Below are 17,162 nucleotides of genomic sequence, written 5' to 3'. Positions count from 1 at the left end.
CGGTGGTCAGGGGTTGGTCCAGGCCTCCGGGTCCCGGGTGAGCGCCGTGATCTCGGCGGGCAGTTCGGCCGCCGCCACGTCCGCGAGCGAGACGCCGAGCACCGCGCGCACGCTCGCGCGCAGGGCGATCCACAGGGGGAGGAGGGATTCGGCCGGGCCGGTGTAGGCGAGGTCCGGGGGGCGCTCCCCGCGCACGGAGACCAGGGGGCCGTCCACGCAGCGGATGACCTCCGCGACCGAGATGGACTCGGCGGGCCGGGCCAGCCAGTACCCGCCGTTGCCGCCGCGCTGGCTCTGCACGAGGCCGCCCTTGCGCATGTCGCCCAGGATGCCCTCCAGGAACTTGTGGGAGATGCCCTGGCCCTCGGCGATGGCCTCGGCCTTCAGGGGGCCGGCGTCCCGGGCCGCCGCGAGCTGGAGGGCCGCACGGACCGCGTAGTCGGCCCTGGCTGAAATGCGCATGCGCGCATTATCCCGCACCGGACCTCCCCCGGCCCCGCCCGGCGCGGGCGGCGCGGGCGGCCGCTCCGCGTGCGCCACGCGCGCCCTTGACGGCACCGGGACGCGGCCGGACACTCGGGACCACAACCCCACCGAACAAGTAGGAAAAGGTCGGCCGGTGAGCACCCGCCACCCCCGGCCCCGCCGTCACCACCCCCGACCGGCGAGCACGAGCGCCCCGAGAACCGAGCTCCGAGCTCCGAGCACTCCGAGGGAGAAGCATGTCCGTCGTCCCGTCCTCGCTCCTGCCCGCCTCCACCGCGCCCCATTTCCGGGGGCGCATCGGCCGTGACATGCGCAGCGGCCACTACGCCGTCCCACGCCGCTACCGCCTCCACATCGCCCCCTCCGGCCCCGGCTGTCTCGCCCTCGCCGTCACCCACGGCCTGCTCGCGCTCGACCGCACGGTGCCGCTGACCGTCCTGCCGCCGATCCCCGACACGCCCGACGGCGGGTACACCGTCCTCCGCCCGCTCTACGAGGCCAGCGCCCACCTGTACGGCGGACCGGCCGCCGCCCCCGTCCTCAGCGACCACTGGACCGGACGGATCGTCAGCACCCATGTCCCCGACATCCTCGGCGACCTGGCGCTCCGCTTCCGGGGCGACGGCCCCGACCTGCTGCCCGAGCGGCACCGGGACGAGATCGGCGCGATCGCGGAGCGGTGCGCGCGCGACATCGACCGGGCCGCCCGCCGGGCCGGTACGGCGCGGACCGGAGAGCGGGTCTCCGGGGACGACCCGCTCGCCGTCCTCCTCGCGGAACTCGCCTTCCTGGAGCACCGCCTCGCCGGCCGGCCGTACGTCCTCGGCGACCGGCCCACCCTCGCCGACGCGTACGTGTGGAGCACCCTGGTGCAGCTCGACACCGTCCACCTCGGACGCCTCACGCCCGAGGGGCGGGCACGGGTGACCGCTCACCCCGCCCTGTGGGCCTACGCCCGCCGGCTCACCGCGGAACCCGCCTTCGGTCGGCACCTGAGCCGCACCCACGGGTGGCGGTGAGCCCGGCCGGAGGCGCCGGAGCGGGCACCTCCGGCCACGGCCTCAGCCGATGCTGCGGCCGCCCAGCGGGGCCGTGCTGTCGCCGGCGCCCGCCCGGACCCCGCGCAGAAAGGCCTCCAGGGCCTCCACCGACGTCGCCGACGGCTCCCACTCCAGCTCCCGCCGGGCCCGCTCGGTGGACATGACCGGAATGTGCCGCACCGCGTCGAACAGGCCCGGGGAGGCCGGAGCGAGCCGCAGGTGATGGGCCGCCGAGAGCGCGCCCCGTACCGCCCCGGCCGGCACCTTCACCGGACGCGCGTCGAGCACCCGGCCCAGGAGCCCCGCGTCCACCACCGGGTCCGCGGCCAGATTGAACGGCCCCCGCACATCGCGCAGGAGCGCCCTGCGGTAGGCGTCGGCGGCGTCGTCGGTGTGCATCACCTGGAACCGGAGCCCCGGGAACTCGGGCAGCAGCGGCAGCAGTTCCGGACGCATCAGCCGGCCCGGGAAGTAGCGGCCCGCGAAGATCCGGCGCTGCTCGCTGGCCGCTTCCTCCTTGAACAGGAACGCCGGACGCATCCGGACCACCCGCACCTGCGGATGGTCCCGCTCGAAGGTGTCGAGGACCCGCTCCAGGTAGGACTTCTCCCGGGTGTACGCGGCCCCCGGCCAGCCGTGCGTCGGCCACTCCTCGGAGACCGGGGCGCCTCCCGGCGGCCCGGGGGAGTAGGCGCCGACCGACGAGGCGTGCACGAGAACCGGCACCCCGGCCGCCGCCACCGCCTCGAAGACGCGCATCGAGCCGAGGACGTTCGCCCGCCACGTCACCACCGGGGCGTGCGTCGGGTTGAAACGCCACGCCAGGTGCACCACCGCGTCCGCGTCCGCCACCAGGCGGGCGAGCCGCGGCTCGTCGCCCTCGCGGGAGACGTCCGCCTCGGCCCACTCCACCCCCGGGAGTTCCAGATCGGGTCTGCGCCGGGCCACGCCCAGCACGGAGCCGACCCGCGGCTCCCGGGACAGGGCCCGCACCAGACTCGTACCGACATTCCCGGTGGCTCCGGTGACCACCACGCGCGCGAGTGAACTCGAATTCATGTCTCCGACCCTCCGTCATCCGCGGCCCGCGCGCACGCCGGCAGGCCGGTCCGTCACACGCCGTGGCCGCGCGGGTCGCGAAGGTGACGTTCCGCCGCGACTATGAAGCGAATGCCTACCGAGGGGGTCAGGGAAACGCAGGAGGACTCCATGCTGCTGCCCGACAGGAAGACGGTCGAACGGCTGCTGCACCACTACCGCTCCCAGGAGCGCTCCGTCCTGGCCAGGCCGTGCGACCTGTCGGTCCGCCGGCGCTTCGAGGACACCGCGTACACGCTCTGCGTCCTGATGGGCAAACGCACCGCCCCGGAGGCGGTTCGCGCCGCCGAACGCTACGTCGCCCATGAGGAGCCGGACCCCTGGAAGCCCCTGGAGGGCCTCCCGGGCGCCTGACCCGCGGCGGGCGCGCCGCCCCCGGACTCCCCGGAGCCGTCGGGCACGCCCGCACACCCGCGGTGGCCCCGGCGGCGGCGCCGGCCGGCACGCACGGCCGTCCCTCAGTCCCGCCGTGCGGCGCGGCGCCGCAGGGCCCAGAGGGTGAGGGCCGCCGCGCACGCCGTCCCCAGGAGCGTGAGCGGGAAGGCCGCGGAGGCGGACGGGGGCGGCGCGTCCTGGCCCGCGTCCGTCCGCCCGGCGGCGGCCGTGCCGGGGACACCCCGCGTGCCCGGGGGCGCCTCGCGCGGGTCGGTCCGCTCGCCGGCCGCGCCGTTCCGCGGGGCCGACACCGGGCGCGTGCCGGCGTCCGGCGCCGCCGACTCCGCCCGGCGCGGAAGCAGCGAACCGACCGGCCGCACCCGGCCCGCCGCCGCGAAGCCCCAGTCCAGGAGCGATCTGGCCTCCTCGTACACGGCGAGGCCCCCGCCCGAACGGGGGTTCATCACCGACACGACCAGCGTCCGGTCGCCCCGCCGCGCCGCCGCGATCAGCGTGTTGCCGGCGTTGCTCGTGTAGCCGTTCTTGACGCCGATCAGACCCGGGTAGCGGGCCACCCCGTCGGCCCCCGTGAGCAGCCGGTTGGTGTTGGCGATGCCGTACGACCAGGAGCCGGCGGGGAAGTCGGCGTACGCGGTGGAGCAGTACCGGGTGAACTGGGGGTCCTGCAGGCCGGCCCGCCCGAAGACGGCCAGGTCGAAGGCGGAGGAGACCTGGCCCGGCGCGTCGTACCCGTCCGGCGACACCACCCGCGTGTCGACCGCCCCGAGCGCCCGCGCCTTCTCCTGCATCTGGCGGGCCATCTCCTCCCAGCCGCCGTTCATCGCCGCCAGCACGCGCACCGCGTCGTTCCCCGAGCTGAGGAAGACCCCGTTCCAGAGGTCCGACACCCGGTACGTGTACCCCTCCTTGACCCCCACCAGGCTGCTTCCCGCCCCGATGCCGGTCAGTTCGGAGTCGGCCACCGTGTGCCGTGCCCCGGGATCGTGGCGGGGCAGCGCGGTCAGCGCGAACAGCGCCTTGAGGGTGCTGGCCGGCGGCAGCCGCCGGTGCGCGTCCCGGGCGCCCAGGACCTCACCGGTCGAGGCGTCGGCCACCACCCACGCCAGGGCGGAGACCCACGGCACCGCCGGCGCCCCGGGCAGCGGCTGCACCTGCGTGCCCTGCCGGTGCAACCGGGCCGGATCGACGCCGGCCCCGCGGGCAGGCGGAGTCGGCTCGGCGGGCGCCGCCGCCGGGACGGGGGACGCGAACGCGGCGGGCAGGGCCACCGGGGGACGGGCGGCGGCCGGAGCGGCCGGAGCGGCGGCCGCCGGACCGGGCAGCACGAACAGCAGCGCCGCGGTCCCCGCGGCGGCATGACGAACAGCTGACGTGACGATCATTCAGTCACCGTAGGAAGCGGGCGCGGGCCCCGCAGATCGGAGTGCGCCGACCGGCGTAGCGGGTGCTTCCGCCGGGCGGCGCGTCGCTGGCCCGAGCGGGTGGAGCCGCCGCCCACCGGCCCGCGCGGACCGCTGTCGGTGCCCCGGGGCATTCTGGTGACGTGTCCTCACCCCCGTACCACGGCAACGACGTTCCGGCCCCGGCCCCCGGCGCGGCCCCCGGTGGCCCGGCCGCCCGCTCCGTACCGCACCCGGCGCGTGCCCCCAGCGCGCGCCCGGCGGCCGCGCCCGCCCAGCGCGCCGACCGGACGTCCCGCGCCGCCCCCGGCGGGCACATGATCGTCTGCGGGGACGACGCCCTCGCCCACCGCCTCGCGCGCGAACTGCACGAGGTGTACGGGGAGCGCGTCACCCTCCTCGTACCGGCGCGGCCCGACGCGCCCAGCGCGCCCGCCGCCCGCCCCGGCCGCGCGCTGTCCCTCTTCGGTCGGGTCACCGCCGCCGTCACCCGCACCACCACCGTCCCCGGAGCCGACGCCGCCGGGCCCGTGAGCCCGGAGTACGGCAGCGGACTCGGCGCCGAGGGCAGCCTGACGGTCGTCGAGAGCGCGGAGGCCGACGACCGGGCCCTGACGGACGCGGGCGCGGAGCGTGCCGCAGCCCTCGCCCTCGTGCACGAGGACGACGAGACGAACATCCGGGCCGCGCTCGTCGCCCGCCGTCTCAATCCCCGCCTGCGGCTGGTCATCCGGCTCTACAACCGCAAACTCGGCCAGCACCTCGAAACCCTCCTCGACCAGGCCGCCGCCGTCGCCGAACCGGGTCTCGACCCCGAGAAGCTCGACGCCGCGACCACCGTGCTCTCCGACGTCGACACGGCCGCCCCGGCCCTCGCCGCGGCGGCCGTCGCCGGCACCGGCAAGGTGGTGCAGGCGGGCGGCCTCCTCCTGCACGCGGTCGAGCGGACACCGTCCACCGAGGGCACGGCCCCCGACCGGGGTCTGTGCACCCTCGCCCTGCTCTCCGCCACGGCCCGCGACCCGGCCGGGTGGGAGGGTTCCGAACGCAGCGGCGACGAGGGGCCCCGCCTCCTGCCCGACGACCGCACCGTCGCCGAGTCCACCGGCCGTGTCACCGTCACCCTCGAAGCGGTCACCCCGGCGGGCAGCACCGCGGGCCCCGGGCGGCTCGCGGGCGCGGCGCTGCCCGTCGCCTCCCTCTTCTCCCGCCGCCTGCGCTGGTCCCTGGCGGGCGCCGCCGGCGCCGTCCTCGCCCTCGCGCTCGCCCTCACCGTGACCACCGGCGACCACCCGCTGCACGCCGCCTACCTGACCCTGCTCGACATCTTCGCCATCGGCGAGCCAGCCGTCGGCGAGGCGACCAGCCGTCAGGTCCTCCAGATCCTGTCGGGTTTCGTGGGGCTGCTCCTGCTGCCCGTGATCGTCGCCGCCGTCGTCGAGGGCCTCGGCACCTTCCGTACCGCGACCGCGCTGCGCCGCCCGCCGCGCGGTCTGTCCGGCCATGTCGTCCTCCTCGGCCTCGGCAAGGTCGGCACCCGCGTCCTCGCCCGGCTCCGGCGCCTCGGCATCCCCGTCGTGTGCGTCGAGTCCGACCCGGAGGCGCGCGGCATCGCCGTCGCGCGCCGGCTCCGGGTCCCCACCGTCATCGGCGACGTCACCGAGGAAGGCGTCCTGGAGGCCGCGCGCATCCCCCGCGCCCACGCCCTCCTCGCCCTCACCAGCGTCGACATCACCAACCTGGAGGCCGCGCTCTCCGCCCGTGCCCTCGCCCCCGACCTGCGGGTCGTGCTCCGCCTGTACGACGACGACTTCGCGACCGCCGTCTACCGCACCCTGCGCACCGCCCACCCCGGGGCCCTCACCCGCAGCCGCAGCGTCTCCCACCTGGCCGCCCCCGCCTTCGCCGGCGCCATGATGGGCCGCCGGATCCTGGGCGCGCTCCCCGTCGAGCGGCGGGTCCTCCTCTTCGCGGCCGTGGACGTCGCGGCCCACCCGCTCCTGGAGAACCGCAAGGTGGCCGACGCCTTCCATCCCGGTTCCTGGCGGGTCATCGCCATGGAGCACGCCGCCGGCACCCCCGCCGACGCGCCGCCGGACCGGAACCGGGCATGGCGCCTCGCCCGGGAGCGGGTCCTCGTCCCCGGCGACCGGGTGATCGTCGCGGCCACCCGCCGGGGCCTCGCCGAACTCCTGGGCCGCGGCCGGCCCGCTCCCGGCCCGGCCCCGGCCCCCGCTTCCGAGGGCCGGGAGCCGCGGGGAAGGTGACACCGGCTCCGCCACCGATCCAGCGGGGCACCGGGCCCCTGGCATCGCACCCGGCGGGAACGCCGGGCCCGTATGCACCGAACTCCGCCCGGACCCAGGCCTTCCGGTCGTACCATCCGACCATCCGGAGCCCTCGTGGTCCGTCCCCGGCCCGGTACGCCGACCGTCCGGTCCGTCCGGGCACACCGACCCCGTCAGGAGTCCCCGCCGTGAACGCACCGCACCGCACCTCCGCCGACCGGGCGCCGTACGTCCTGGACCCGGCGGGCGGCTGCCCCCACGCGGACAACGCCCGGCTGCTCGCCGGGGGCGCCGTCACCCCGGTCGTCCTGCCCGGCGGGATCGACGGCATGGCGGTGCTCGGCCACGACGCCCTGCGCGCCTTCCTCACCCACCCCGACGTGGCCAAGGGGGCTCGCCACTTCACCGCGCTCACCGAGGGCCGCATACCCGAGGGCTGGCCGCTGCGGACCTTCGCCACCGTGCCCGGCATGACCACCGCGGACGGTGCGGACCACCGACGCCTGCGCACCCTGGTCAGCGGAGCGTTCACCCCGCGGCGGGTCGAGGCCATGCGACCCCGGATCGAGGCGCTGACCGCACACCTCCTCGACCGGTTCGGCGAGGCCGCCCGGGCCGGCGGCGGCGTCGCCGACCTGCGCCGCCACTACGCCCTGCCGCTGCCCCTCGGCGTCATCTGCGAACTCCTCGGTGTCGACCCCGCCCACCAGGAACGGCTGCACGAGCTCTCCGGTCTCGTCGTCGCCACCGACACCGAGCCCGCCCGTGCCGTCGCCGCCAACCGCGACCTGACGGGCCTCCTCGCCGACATCGCCGACGCCAGGGCGCGGGAGCCCGGTGACGACCTCACCAGCGCCCTGCTCGCCGCACGGGACGAGGACGGCGACCGGCTCGACCGGCCGGAGCTGATCGGCACCCTGCTCCTGCTGATCGTCGCCGGCCACGAGACCACCCTCAACCTGGTCACCAACGCCGTCCGGGCGCTGTGCGCCCACCGGGACCAGCTCGCTCTGGTCAGGGAAGGGCGAGCCGGCTGGGCCGACGTGGTGGACGAAACCCTGCGCTGGGACAGCCCGGTGAGCTTCTTCCCGTTCCGCTACCCCACCCGGGACCTCATGCTCGACGGCACGCTCGTCCCCCGGGGCACTCCGGTCCTCGCCGGGTACGCGGCGGCGGGCCGGGACCCCGGGGCCCACGGCCCGGACGCCCACCGGTTCGACCTGACCCGCGCCGGACGGGGCGCACACCTCTCCCTCGGCCACGGCGCCCACTACTGCCTCGGCGCCCCGCTCGCCCGGCTGGAGGCCACCGTCGCCCTGAAAGCGCTGTTCACCCGCTTCCCGGATCTCGACCTCGCGGTCCCCGAGGCCCGGCTGCCCCGGCACGCCGGTTTCGTCGGCAACAGCGTCCGGGAACTCCCCGTCCGCCCGGGCGCCTGAGGACCACCGGGCCGCACGGCGACCGGGCCCGCCCACCCCTGCCCGGCCTCGGTCAGCCGGGCCGCCCCCACTCGGTGACGGGCGCGGCCCGCAGCGAGGAGACGAGCCGCAGCAGCCGGTCCTCGTTCCCCGCGAGGCCCGCCGCACGCAGCGCCTCGTCGGCCTCGGCCATCGGGTTGGCCAGCATCGCCGCCGCGTACGGCGCGAGCGACGGGTCGGTCAGCACGGCCTGCGTGGATTCGAGCAGCCGCAGGTACGCCTGGGCCGCGGCGCGCTCGGTGGCGGTGGTCGTGGTCATGTCGGGCTCCCTCTCGACGGATTGCCGCTCCCACCCTCTCGTACGGGTCTGACAATCGCCCTCAGCCACCGCCCTGGAGGTGTGTCACCAGCCGCTCCAGGAACACCCGCTGACCCGCGACGAGGAGCGGAGCCGCCGCCCGCGGGCCGAACCAGCCGACCCGGTCGACCTCGGGGAACTCCCGCGTCGCCCCGGACCGCGGCGGCCACTCCATCGAGAACGTGCCGGGGACGACCCGCTCCGGATCGAGGTCCCCCTCCACCGCCCACACGGTGACCGTCTTCCCGTTGCGCTGCCGGACCTCCCCGAGCGCGATCCACGGTCCGTCCGGCGCGGGCAGCCCCAGCTCCTCCTCGAACTCCCGTCGCGCCGCCGTCTCCGGCGCCTCCTCCGGCCCGTACTCGCCCTTCGGCACCGACCAGGCGGCCTCCTCCCGCGCCGCCCAGAACGGCCCGCCCATGTGTCCGATGAGCACCTCGACACCGCCGTCGGGCGTACGGCGGTAGACCAGCAGACCAGCACTGCGTTTGTCCGGCATGCCGTCAGTCTGGCCGAGGCTCCCGCGCCCCGGCGCGGGGACGCGCCCGCGCCGCTAGGCCGTGTCTTTTGGATCAGGCCGGATCAGGGAGCGGCGTCTGGCGCCGTGCATCGCAAGGCGGAGGAGGGAGTCCATGCGGAGCATCGGCGACCGACGACAACGCTGGGGGCACCTCCCGTGCCCGAAGGGCCACGGGGGAGGGGCGCGGTGCCAGGCGCCGCGAGCCCGGCAAGATCCAAAAGACACGGCCTAGGGCGGCCGGCCCGCCTCACTCCCCGGCGGAGACCACCACCGGACCGCCCTCCGGGTCGGCCCCACCGGTCCAGTGCGGGCCGAGGCGCACCGAACGCCACGGTACGAGACGGGCCGGGAGCCGCTCCCGGCGCAGCGGTACGCCCGCCTGAGAGACGCTCAGGACGGGCCGGTCCAGCGGACGCCCCACCCGGACCAGCAGCGGCACGGGCTCCGCGCCGAGCAGGCCCGGCACCACCCACCGCAGCGCCCCGGCGGCCTCCACCGGCACCTCGTCCGGCCCGGTGCGGGCACCCGCGAGCCGGTCGAGCACGGCCGCGGCGACGCTCCGCCCCTCCGCCGCGGCCACCCGCGCCGGCTCGACGCCGCGCAGCAGATCGCCGGCCGCGAAGACGCCCGGCACCGCCGTGCGGAACCGGCCGTCCACCAGGGGTCCCCGGCTGCCGGGCGCGAGCGGCACCCCGCCCCGCCGGGCGAGTTCGTGCTCCGGGATCCAGTCACCGGTGAACACGACGGTGTCGCACCGCAGAATCCCGGCCCGCCCGTCCCGCGCCCGCACGGCGACCCCGGTGAGCCGTCCCCGGCCGAGGAGTTCCGTGACGACGGTCTCCGCAAGAACCGGCACGCCACCGGTCCCGAGGGCCCGCGGCCCCTCGGTGACGACCGCCGCCACCTCCGCCCCGGCGGCGCGCAGGGCCAGCACCGCGTGCCGCGTCACCGGGTCGCCGCCGACGACCACCGCGCGCCGCCCGGCGAGGTCCCGGAGCCGTGCGGGCAGCGCCGCCGTCCGCTGGAGTTCGCCGGTGGTCATGACCCCGGCCGGGCGCGTGCCCGGCACGAGGCGGGCGCTGCGGGGCCGTTCCCGTGCCCCGGTCGCGAGGATCACGGCCCGGGCCCCCACCACCTCCGGTCCCCCCGGCGCGGTGACTTCCACCGCGAGCGTCCCCGTGGCGGGCCCGGCGCCGGCCCAGCCGGTGACGGAGGCCCGGGTCCTGATCGTGGCCCCGGCCCGCAGGGCGGCCCGCACGGCGCCGCGCGCGTACGCGGGCCCGTCCAGCGGCCGGCCCCGCGCGGCGGAGCCGAAACCGGGGTGCGCGCAGTGGCGCGGTGCACCGCCCGCGGTGCTCTCGCGCTCCAGGACCTCCACCCGCCCGGCGCCGGCGGCGGCCAGCCGCGCTGCGGCGGCGAGTCCCGCCGGACCGGCGCCCACCACGAGTACGTCGACCTGCCGGTTCACGGCGCCCCCGTCCCGTACCGCGCGAGGAGGACGCGCAGTTCCGCCCCGCAGTGGTTCCCCTGGCAGCGGCCCGCACGCGCGCGTGTGCGGCGGCGCAGCCCGTCGAGCCCGGCCGGCGGGATCGCCGAGGCGAACGCGTCCCGGATCTCGCCCCGGGTGACCCGCTCGCAGTGGCAGACGATCGTGCCGTACTCCGGGTCGCGGGCGACGAGACCGGCGTCCCGGTACGGGCGGGGGAAGGCCGCGCCCAGGTTCGGCATCCGCACCGGTGCGAGGGCCCGTTCGGGTCCCGGGTCGAGTCCGCAGTCGGCGAGGAGCCCGAGCACGTGCTCGGCGAGGGCGAGGGAGGAGGAGAGTCCGGTGGAGCGGATGCCGCCGGCCGTCACGTACCACTGCCGGGGGTGGGCCGCGCACCGGTAGTCCTCCTGGCCGGTGGCCGCACGCAGTCCCGCGTACACGGCCGTGACCTCCTCGTCCAGGAGCGCGGGCAGGACGCGGGCGCCCTGGGCGCGCAAGCCCGCGAGGCCCTCGGCGGTCGTGCCGGTGGCCGCCTTGTCGCCCAGGTCCTCGGCGGTGGGGCCGAGCAGGACGTTCCCGAAGACGGTCGGCGTGATCAGCACGCCCTTGCCGAGGCGGCCGGGCACGGGCAGCAGGATGTGCCGGACGAGGTCACGGGCGAGGGAGTCGAAGACGAGGAGCTGGCCGCGCCGCGGGGTGACCGTGAAGTCGTGGTGTCCGAGCAGGGCGTCGAAGGCGTCGGCGTGCAGGCCGCAGGCGTTCACCAGGTACCGGGCGCGCAGGGCCCCGCGCGGGGTGACGAGCCGGTGCCACGGCTCCCCGGGGACGACCCCGTCCACCCGGCAGTTCAGGTGCAGGTCCACACCGGAGCGGACGGCCTGGGTGGCGTAGGCGAGGGTGGTCGTCCAGGGGCAGATCACCGACTCGCCCGGTACGTCGAGGGCGGCGAGGGCCCCGGGTCCCAGGTGCGGTTCGCGCCGTCGCAGCTCGTCCCCGCCGATGACGCGGGTGCGGTGGTGGCCGTTGCGGGCGGCTTTCTCGGCGAGTCCCGGCAGCGCCGCCCGCTGGTCGTCGTCCCAGGCGACGAGCAGGGCGCCGAGAGGCTCGACGGGGATGCCGGACTCGCGCGCGTACGCGGTCAGCATCCGGTGCCCCTCGCGCACGAGCCGGGCTTCGAGTGTGCCGGGCGCGGCGTCGAAACCGGTGTGGAGGATGGCGGTGTTGGCCTTGGAGGTGCCCTCGCCGACGTCGTCGGCGGCCTCGACGAGCGCCACGCGCAGCGGGTGGCGGGCGAGGGCCCGGGCGACGGCGCAGCCGACGACTCCGGCGCCGACCACCACGACGTCGTACTCCGCGGCCGGGCCGGCGGGCAGTGGGCCGGTGCGCGTGACGCTCACGACGGGCCCTGCGCGAGGACGGCGGTGACGGCGGTGCGGAACCGGCCGAGCCGCTCGGCGGCCTCGTCGGGCCCGATCTCCGGCTCGTACACGGCGGCGGGCCGCCACTCCGGTACGGCCTCGTGGACGGTGAGCCCGGGCCGGGCGCCGATTCGGGCGACCGCGCCCACGCCGAGCGCGGTGGCGTCGGTCGCGGAGGCGACCTCCACGGGCCGTTGGAGCAGGTCGGCCTGGGTCTGCATGAGCAGCGCGGAGCGGGTCAGGCCCCCGTCGGCCCGCAGGGAGGTCAGCGGCGCCCCCCGCTCCCCGGCCACGGCCGAGGCGAGGAGCACGACCTGGGCGGCGATGCCCTCGCACAGGGCGCGGACGAGGTGGCCGGGCGTGGTGTCGAGCCCGAGCCCGGTGAGCGACCCGCGTGCGTCGCCCCGCCACCAGGGGGCGGCGAGGCCGGCGAGCGCGGGCACGAAGGTGACGCCGCCGGAGTCCGGCACGCCCCCGCCGACAAGGTCGATCTCCTCCGCCCCGGCGAGGACCCCGAGGTCGGTGAGCCAGCGCACGGCGGAGGCCACGGTGTACACCTGTCCGTCCAGGCAGTGCGTCACGTCGTCGCCGAGCCGCCAGGCGACGCAGCCGACCAGTCCTGACGTGCTCCGCCTGGGCTCCGGTCCGGTCTGCGCGAGGAGGAACGCTCCCGTGCCGTAGGTGCACTTGGCGGCGGCCGGGTCGGTGGCGCTCTGGGCGAGCAGGGCCGCCTGCTGGTCGACGAGCAGTCCGGTCAGCCGCAGCGGCGGGCCGAAGGCGGTGGTGGTGCCGACCGGGGTGTCGCAGCCGACCACGCGGGGGAGCCGCTCCCCGTCGAGCCCCCAGAGCCCGAGTGCCCGGTCCGACCAGGCGACCGTGTCGAGGTCGAGGAGCCCGGTGCGGCCCGCGGTCGCCGCGTCGGTGACGAAGGCGCCGGTGAGGCGGTGGACGAGCCAGGCGTCGCTGGTGGTGACGACCCCGGCCGTGGTGGCGTGGCGGCGGATCCAGGCCATCTTCGGCGCGGCGAAGTAGGGGTCGACCGGAAGACCGGTCACATGCGCCAACTCCGCGGCGTGGAAGGCCAGTTCCTCGCAGAGTCCGGCCGCCCTGCGGTCCTGCCAGACCAGGGCGTCGGTGAGCGGCTCGCCGGTCGCCGGGTCCCAGGCGAGGACCGTCTCGCCCTGGTTGGCGAGGCCCACGGCCTCGACCGGGGTGCCGGCCTCGGCGAGCGCCGCCCGGCCGGCGGTGACGACCGAGTCGTACAGCTCACGCGGGTCGACCTCGACCCGTCCACCCGCCAGGTAGCGGGGCCGTACGGGCGCCGTGCCCGTACCGATGACCCCCCGCTCCGGGCAGAGGACGAGCGCCTTGGTGCCCGAGGTGCCCTGGTCGACGGCGAGTACCGGGCCGCCCGTCATGCCGCTGCTCCCTCGTTCCGTCCGCTCGGTGATCATGCGGTCACCGAAAAGGGCCAGGGTGCCGCCGCCCGCCCCGGACGTCAAGAGCCGTCCGGGGAGCCTGTCAGGTCGTCCGCACGTCCGCTGACATCAAGTCAAATCCGGTCGCTGGCCGATAAGTTACGGTCACGCAGGAAAGTGGACCGGTCACGTCCAGTGCCCCCTATAGTGATCGCCGACCGACGGCCGGGACTGCCGCCGGGGGACTGACCACCCCCTCCACCGCACCGAGGAACCATGTCATCCACACCCCGCTCCACCCCCTGATGGCCGGTCACGGATTCCGGCCCGTCTACCACCCCGCGGGCCACGACCACGCCCTGCGCCACGCCGTCCAGGAGGTGCGCACCGGCCGCTGGGTGGCGATGGCCCGCCTTCTCGACGAGACCTCGGGATGGGACGCCTGGACCCGCCGCACCCAGGTCCTCGCCACCGTCGCCGCCGGCACCGACGTCGTCCACGCCTGGCGCACCGAGGAACCCGCGAACCTCGCCGCCGCCGTCATGGGCTGCCGCGTCGCCGTCGAACGCGCCGTCCGGGCCCATCGTTCCCGCCACGCCCGCGCCCGCGACCTCTGGCACGAGGCCCGCGCCGCCTGCCGGGAGACCGCCGACCACGTCCCCGCGGACCCCGTGCCGTGGATCGGCCTGCTCGCCCTTGCCGCCCTCGACATCCGCCGTGACCTGCCCGAACACCGGCTCGCACCGCCCGGCCCCATGCTCCCCCCGGGCCCCTGGGGACTCCTCGCCGAGGCGGAGAAACGCGACCCGCACAACCGCGAGGCGCACCACCGGATGCTCCAGTTCGTGTACGCGGGCAGCGGCGGCCCGCTGTCGGAGGCGGTCAACTACGCCCGCTGGGCGGAGGCCCAGGCCCCCGTCGGCTCCCCGCTGCACGCCCTGCCGCTCTACGTGCGCGTCGAGCGCTACCGCCGGGAGCGCGGACACGAGCGCGCCCTCGACCTCCACTGGGTCACCGAGGACGCCGTGCGCGACGCCCGCGGCGCCCTCGACGGCTGGTTCCTCTTCTGCGCCACCGAGGAGGCCTCCCAGCTCGACCTCAACCACCTCGCGCACGCCCTCTTCGGCGCCCTGCTCTTCTCCGACGCGGCCCGCGTCTTCCGGGCCCTCGGCCCCTACTACACGACGCTGCCCTGGGCCTACCGGACCGCGCGCCCCGACGACCGGGCCCTGGCCGAAGAGGTCTTCCTGCGCGCCCGCGCCCGCTGCCTCGGCGGGTGACCGGCGCCGGGGCCCGGCCCGTACGCGTACACCCCGCGCGCGTGCCGCCCCCGGGACCCCCGCCGTCCCTCCCGCGCCCCTGTCCCGTCCCCGTTCCGCCCCCGTCCCCGTCCCCGGAGGAACACGCCCCATGTCCCGCACCGCTCCCCACGACGCGATACGCACACCGGCACCCGCCCCGGACGAGGAGGCCCGGCTCCGCGAACTGGGCTACCAGCCCGTCCTCGCCCGGCGGATGGGCGGCTTCGGCAACTTCGCCATCAGCTTCTCCGTCATCTCCATCCTCTCCGGCTGCATGACGCTGTACGGCTTCGGCCTCGGCACGGGCGGTCCCGCCGTCATGCTGTGGGGCTGGGCCGGGGTCGGCCTCTTCGTCCTCTGCGTCGGCCTCGCCCTCGCCGAGGTCACCAGCGCCTACCCCACCTCCGGCGCGCTCTACTACATGGCGGACCGCCTCGGCGGACGCCGCTGGGGCTGGTACACCGGCTGGCTCAACCTGCTCGGTCTGCTCGGTGCCATCGCCGGCATCGACTACGGCGCGGCCCTCTTCACCGGAGCCTTCCTCAACCTCCAGTGGGGCTTCGAACCCACCCCCGGCTCCACCTTCCTCACCTTCCTGGTCATCCTGCTGCTCCACGCCGTCCTCAACCTCTTCGGCGTCCGGCTCGTCAGCGTCCTCAACTCCATCAGCGTCTGGTGGCACCTCGCCGGTGTCGCCGTGATCGTCGGCGCCCTCGCGATCGTCCCCGACCGGCACCAGTCCGCCGAGTTCGTCTTCACCGAGTTCGTCAACGACACCGGCTGGGCCAACCCGCTCTACGTCGCCGCGATCGGTCTGCTCCTCGCCCAGTACACCTTCTCCGGTTACGACGCCTCCGCCCACCTCTCCGAGGAGACCTCCAACGCCTCCGTCACCGCCGCCAAGGGCATCGTCCGCGCCATCTGGGTCTCCTGGATCGCCGGATTCGCCCTGCTCGCCGGGCTGACCTTCGCGATCCAGGACTACGCGGCCACCCAGAACAGCGCCACCGGGGTCCCGCCCGCCCAGATCCTCCTGGACGCGCTCGGCTCCGGCGGCGCCACCGCCCTGCTCCTCGTCGTGATCGTCGCCCAGCTGTTCTGCGGCAACGCGGAGGTCGCCGCCGCCAGCCGCATGGTCTTCGCCTTCAGCCGCGACAACGCGCTGCCCGGCTCCGCTCTCTGGCGCAAGGTCAGCACCCGCACCCAGACCCCGGTCCCGGCGGTCTGGCTCGCCGTCGCCGTCGCGGCGGTCCTCGCCCTGCCCTCGCTGTACTCGGCCACCGCCTACGGCGCGGTCACCGCGATCAACGTCATCGGCATCACCCCCGCCTACGCCATCCCGATCTACCTGCGGCTGCGCGCCGGTGACCGCTTCGTCCCCGGCCCCTGGAGCCTGGGCCGCTGGAGCAGGCCGATCGGCTGGACCGCCGTCGTCTGGGTCGGACTCGTCACCGTCCTGTTCTGCCTGCCGCAGAAGTCCCCGGTGACCGTCGACTCCATGAACTACGCCGTCATCGCGCTCGCCGCCGTCCTGCTCCTCGCCAGCGTCTGGTGGTACGTCGCCCGCCGTTCGTACGGCACGCCGACCACCTACGGCAGCGCCCGCGAGGAGTCGGAGATCGCGGAGAGCATCGTCTGACCGGCGGCCCCGTGCCCCTCAGGCGCTGAACTCGTAGGTCCAGGCCGCCGACCGCGCCGAGAAGTCGATGTCCGTGATCTCCAGGGCGTGCCCGTGCTGGTCGCTCACCACGCGGTGGACGAGCAGCCGGGCCCCCGCCCCCGCGGCCTCCGTGCCGGCTTCCCCGGCCGGTACGGGGCTGACGCCGACCGACTCCCGGTGGGTGAGCCGCAGCCCGGCCTGGTGCATCCAGTGGTAGAGGAGCCGCAGGTCGGGGCGGCGGTGCCGGTCCCTTCCCCGCCGGTAGCGGCCCAGTTGGGGGATCTCGGTGAGCGCGGGCCGGGAGAACCAGGACACCGCCCGCTGGAGCGGTGTGCCCTGCGCGCCGAGCACCACGTGGCGGTGGACGAGCGTCGCCTCGCCCGGGGCGAGCAGCAGCCGCCCGGCCAGGTGCGCGGGCGGCACCTCCCAGGTGAGGGTGGCCCGCACCTGTGCCCCCGTCGCCGGCGGCCCGCCGGGGAAGACGGGGCGGCGAGCCGCCAGGGCCGGGGCGGCGGTCACGGCCTCCTCGGGCGCGCCGGCCGCGAAGGTGCCCCGCCGGTCGGTGACGACGAGCCGCTCGTCACGCAGGAGCCGCAGGGCGCTCCGTACGGTCTGGCGGTTGACGTGATGCCGGCGGGCCAGGGTGCGCTCGGACGGCAGCCGGGTGCCGGGGGAGACGCGCGGCTGCGCGAGCTCCTCGCGCAGGGCGGCGGCGACCCGGAGATAGAGCGGCGCGTCCGCCACGGCCTGGGATTCGGGCTCGGCCATGAGAAACCCTCTCTTCGCTCTGCGTGATCGCGTGGAACGTGTGCGTCACCCTTCCTATCATTGGTCTAAACCAGTCCGCCAGGCTTGCCCGGGAGAGTGGCCGAAAG

At 76.2% G+C, this 17,162-nt stretch carries 15 protein-coding genes; 6 read left to right on the top strand and 9 right to left on the bottom strand.

The window, feature by feature from the left end:
* Positions 1 to 6: 6 nt before the first annotated feature.
* Positions 7 to 462, bottom strand: a complete 456-nt coding sequence (locus tag ACFY60_RS14975) for an RrF2 family transcriptional regulator (RefSeq protein WP_388615360.1) — start codon at positions 460 to 462, stop codon at positions 7 to 9.
* Positions 463 to 722: 260 nt separating this feature from the next.
* Between ACFY60_RS14975 and ACFY60_RS14970 the strand changes: the two genes are divergently transcribed.
* Positions 723 to 1,505 (top strand): glutathione S-transferase C-terminal domain-containing protein, encoded by a 783-nt coding sequence (locus ACFY60_RS14970; protein ID WP_388615357.1) that lies wholly within the window; start codon positions 723 to 725, stop codon positions 1,503 to 1,505.
* 42 nt (positions 1,506 to 1,547) lie between these two features.
* Here the strand turns inward: ACFY60_RS14970 and ACFY60_RS14965 are convergent, their stop codons facing one another.
* The gene (locus tag ACFY60_RS14965) at positions 1,548 to 2,585 is read right to left on the bottom strand and encodes an NAD-dependent epimerase/dehydratase family protein (protein WP_388615355.1); all 1,038 of its coding nucleotides are present in this window, start codon (positions 2,583 to 2,585) and stop codon (positions 1,548 to 1,550) included.
* 150 nt (positions 2,586 to 2,735) lie between these two features.
* Between ACFY60_RS14965 and ACFY60_RS14960 the strand changes: the two genes are divergently transcribed.
* Entirely contained in the window at positions 2,736 to 2,978 is a 243-nt protein-coding gene (locus ACFY60_RS14960; protein WP_388615354.1) for a DUF5133 domain-containing protein, read from the top strand.
* A gap of 104 nt (positions 2,979 to 3,082) precedes the next feature.
* Here the strand turns inward: ACFY60_RS14960 and ACFY60_RS14955 are convergent, their stop codons facing one another.
* A complete protein-coding gene (locus tag ACFY60_RS14955) occupies positions 3,083 to 4,402 on the bottom strand; it encodes a D-alanyl-D-alanine carboxypeptidase family protein (RefSeq protein ID WP_388615352.1) in 1,320 nt (439 codons plus the stop codon).
* Between the two features lie 335 nt (positions 4,403 to 4,737).
* On the opposite strand from ACFY60_RS14955, the gene ACFY60_RS14950 reads away from it, so the two are divergent.
* Positions 4,738 to 6,687: a potassium channel family protein gene (locus tag ACFY60_RS14950; RefSeq protein WP_388615679.1), complete on the top strand. Its 1,950-nt coding sequence runs from the start codon at positions 4,738 to 4,740 to the stop codon at positions 6,685 to 6,687.
* 209 nt (positions 6,688 to 6,896) lie between these two features.
* Positions 6,897 to 8,147, top strand: coding sequence for a cytochrome P450 (locus ACFY60_RS14945; protein ID WP_388615350.1), 1,251 nt, complete (start codon positions 6,897 to 6,899; stop codon positions 8,145 to 8,147).
* Between the two features lie 52 nt (positions 8,148 to 8,199).
* On the opposite strand, the gene ACFY60_RS14940 is transcribed toward ACFY60_RS14945, so the two are convergent.
* The 5 genes from ACFY60_RS14940 to ACFY60_RS14920 form a co-directional block, all read right to left on the bottom strand.
* Complete coding sequence (locus tag ACFY60_RS14940) at positions 8,200 to 8,445, bottom strand: hypothetical protein (protein WP_309052307.1); 246 nt, start codon at positions 8,443 to 8,445, stop codon at positions 8,200 to 8,202.
* Positions 8,446 to 8,506: 61 nt separating this feature from the next.
* Positions 8,507 to 8,983 (bottom strand): NUDIX domain-containing protein, encoded by a 477-nt coding sequence (locus tag ACFY60_RS14935; protein WP_388615348.1) that lies wholly within the window; start codon positions 8,981 to 8,983, stop codon positions 8,507 to 8,509.
* Positions 8,984 to 9,251: 268 nt separating this feature from the next.
* Entirely contained in the window at positions 9,252 to 10,472 is a 1,221-nt protein-coding gene (locus tag ACFY60_RS14930; protein ID WP_388615346.1) for an FAD-dependent oxidoreductase, read from the bottom strand.
* Entirely contained in the window at positions 10,469 to 11,887 is a 1,419-nt protein-coding gene (locus ACFY60_RS14925) for an FAD-dependent oxidoreductase (RefSeq protein WP_388615344.1), read from the bottom strand. The genes ACFY60_RS14930 and ACFY60_RS14925 overlap by 4 nt, the downstream gene beginning before the upstream one ends.
* Complete coding sequence (locus ACFY60_RS14920) at positions 11,884 to 13,326, bottom strand: FGGY family carbohydrate kinase (protein ID WP_388615676.1); 1,443 nt, start codon at positions 13,324 to 13,326, stop codon at positions 11,884 to 11,886. Before ACFY60_RS14920 ends, ACFY60_RS14925 begins: the two co-directional genes overlap by 4 nt.
* Positions 13,327 to 13,631: 305 nt before the next feature.
* Between ACFY60_RS14920 and ACFY60_RS14915 the strand changes: the two genes are divergently transcribed.
* The gene (locus ACFY60_RS14915; protein WP_388615341.1) at positions 13,632 to 14,606 is read left to right on the top strand and encodes a hypothetical protein; all 975 of its coding nucleotides are present in this window, start codon (positions 13,632 to 13,634) and stop codon (positions 14,604 to 14,606) included.
* A 130-nt stretch (positions 14,607 to 14,736) separates the two neighbouring features.
* Positions 14,737 to 16,266: an amino acid permease gene (locus ACFY60_RS14910; protein WP_388615339.1), complete on the top strand. Its 1,530-nt coding sequence runs from the start codon at positions 14,737 to 14,739 to the stop codon at positions 16,264 to 16,266.
* A gap of 18 nt (positions 16,267 to 16,284) precedes the next feature.
* Here the strand turns inward: ACFY60_RS14910 and ACFY60_RS14905 are convergent, their stop codons facing one another.
* Positions 16,285 to 17,055: a GntR family transcriptional regulator gene (locus ACFY60_RS14905; protein ID WP_388615338.1), complete on the bottom strand. Its 771-nt coding sequence runs from the start codon at positions 17,053 to 17,055 to the stop codon at positions 16,285 to 16,287.
* Positions 17,056 to 17,162 lie beyond the last annotated feature (107 nt).

The sequence above is a fragment of the Streptomyces sp. NPDC012827 genome (assembly GCF_042900905.1).
Classification (GTDB): domain Bacteria; phylum Actinomycetota; class Actinomycetes; order Streptomycetales; family Streptomycetaceae; genus Streptomyces; species Streptomyces gulbargensis.
This window is presented reverse-complemented; position numbering and strand designations above follow the sequence as displayed.

Bases quoted from the DNA above. Each gene is read 5' to 3' on its own strand.
- ACFY60_RS14975 (WP_388615360.1), bottom strand. From the start codon at position 462: ATGCGCATTTCAGCCAGGGCCGACTACGCGGTCCGTGCGGCCCTCCAG.
- ACFY60_RS14970 (WP_388615357.1), top strand. From the start codon at position 723: ATGTCCGTCGTCCCGTCCTCGCTCCTGCCCGCCTCCACCGCGCCCCAT.
- ACFY60_RS14965 (WP_388615355.1), bottom strand. From the start codon at position 2,585: ATGAATTCGAGTTCACTCGCGCGCGTGGTGGTCACCGGAGCCACCGGG.
- ACFY60_RS14960 (WP_388615354.1), top strand. From the start codon at position 2,736: ATGCTGCTGCCCGACAGGAAGACGGTCGAACGGCTGCTGCACCACTAC.
- ACFY60_RS14955 (WP_388615352.1), bottom strand. From the start codon at position 4,402: ATGATCGTCACGTCAGCTGTTCGTCATGCCGCCGCGGGGACCGCGGCG.
- ACFY60_RS14950 (WP_388615679.1), top strand. From the start codon at position 4,738: ATGATCGTCTGCGGGGACGACGCCCTCGCCCACCGCCTCGCGCGCGAA.
- ACFY60_RS14940 (WP_309052307.1), bottom strand. From the start codon at position 8,445: ATGACCACGACCACCGCCACCGAGCGCGCCGCGGCCCAGGCGTACCTG.
- ACFY60_RS14935 (WP_388615348.1), bottom strand. From the start codon at position 8,983: ATGCCGGACAAACGCAGTGCTGGTCTGCTGGTCTACCGCCGTACGCCC.
- ACFY60_RS14920 (WP_388615676.1), bottom strand. From the start codon at position 13,326: ATGACGGGCGGCCCGGTACTCGCCGTCGACCAGGGCACCTCGGGCACC.
- ACFY60_RS14915 (WP_388615341.1), top strand. From the start codon at position 13,632: ATGGCCGGTCACGGATTCCGGCCCGTCTACCACCCCGCGGGCCACGAC.
- ACFY60_RS14910 (WP_388615339.1), top strand. From the start codon at position 14,737: ATGTCCCGCACCGCTCCCCACGACGCGATACGCACACCGGCACCCGCC.
- ACFY60_RS14905 (WP_388615338.1), bottom strand. From the start codon at position 17,055: ATGGCCGAGCCCGAATCCCAGGCCGTGGCGGACGCGCCGCTCTATCTC.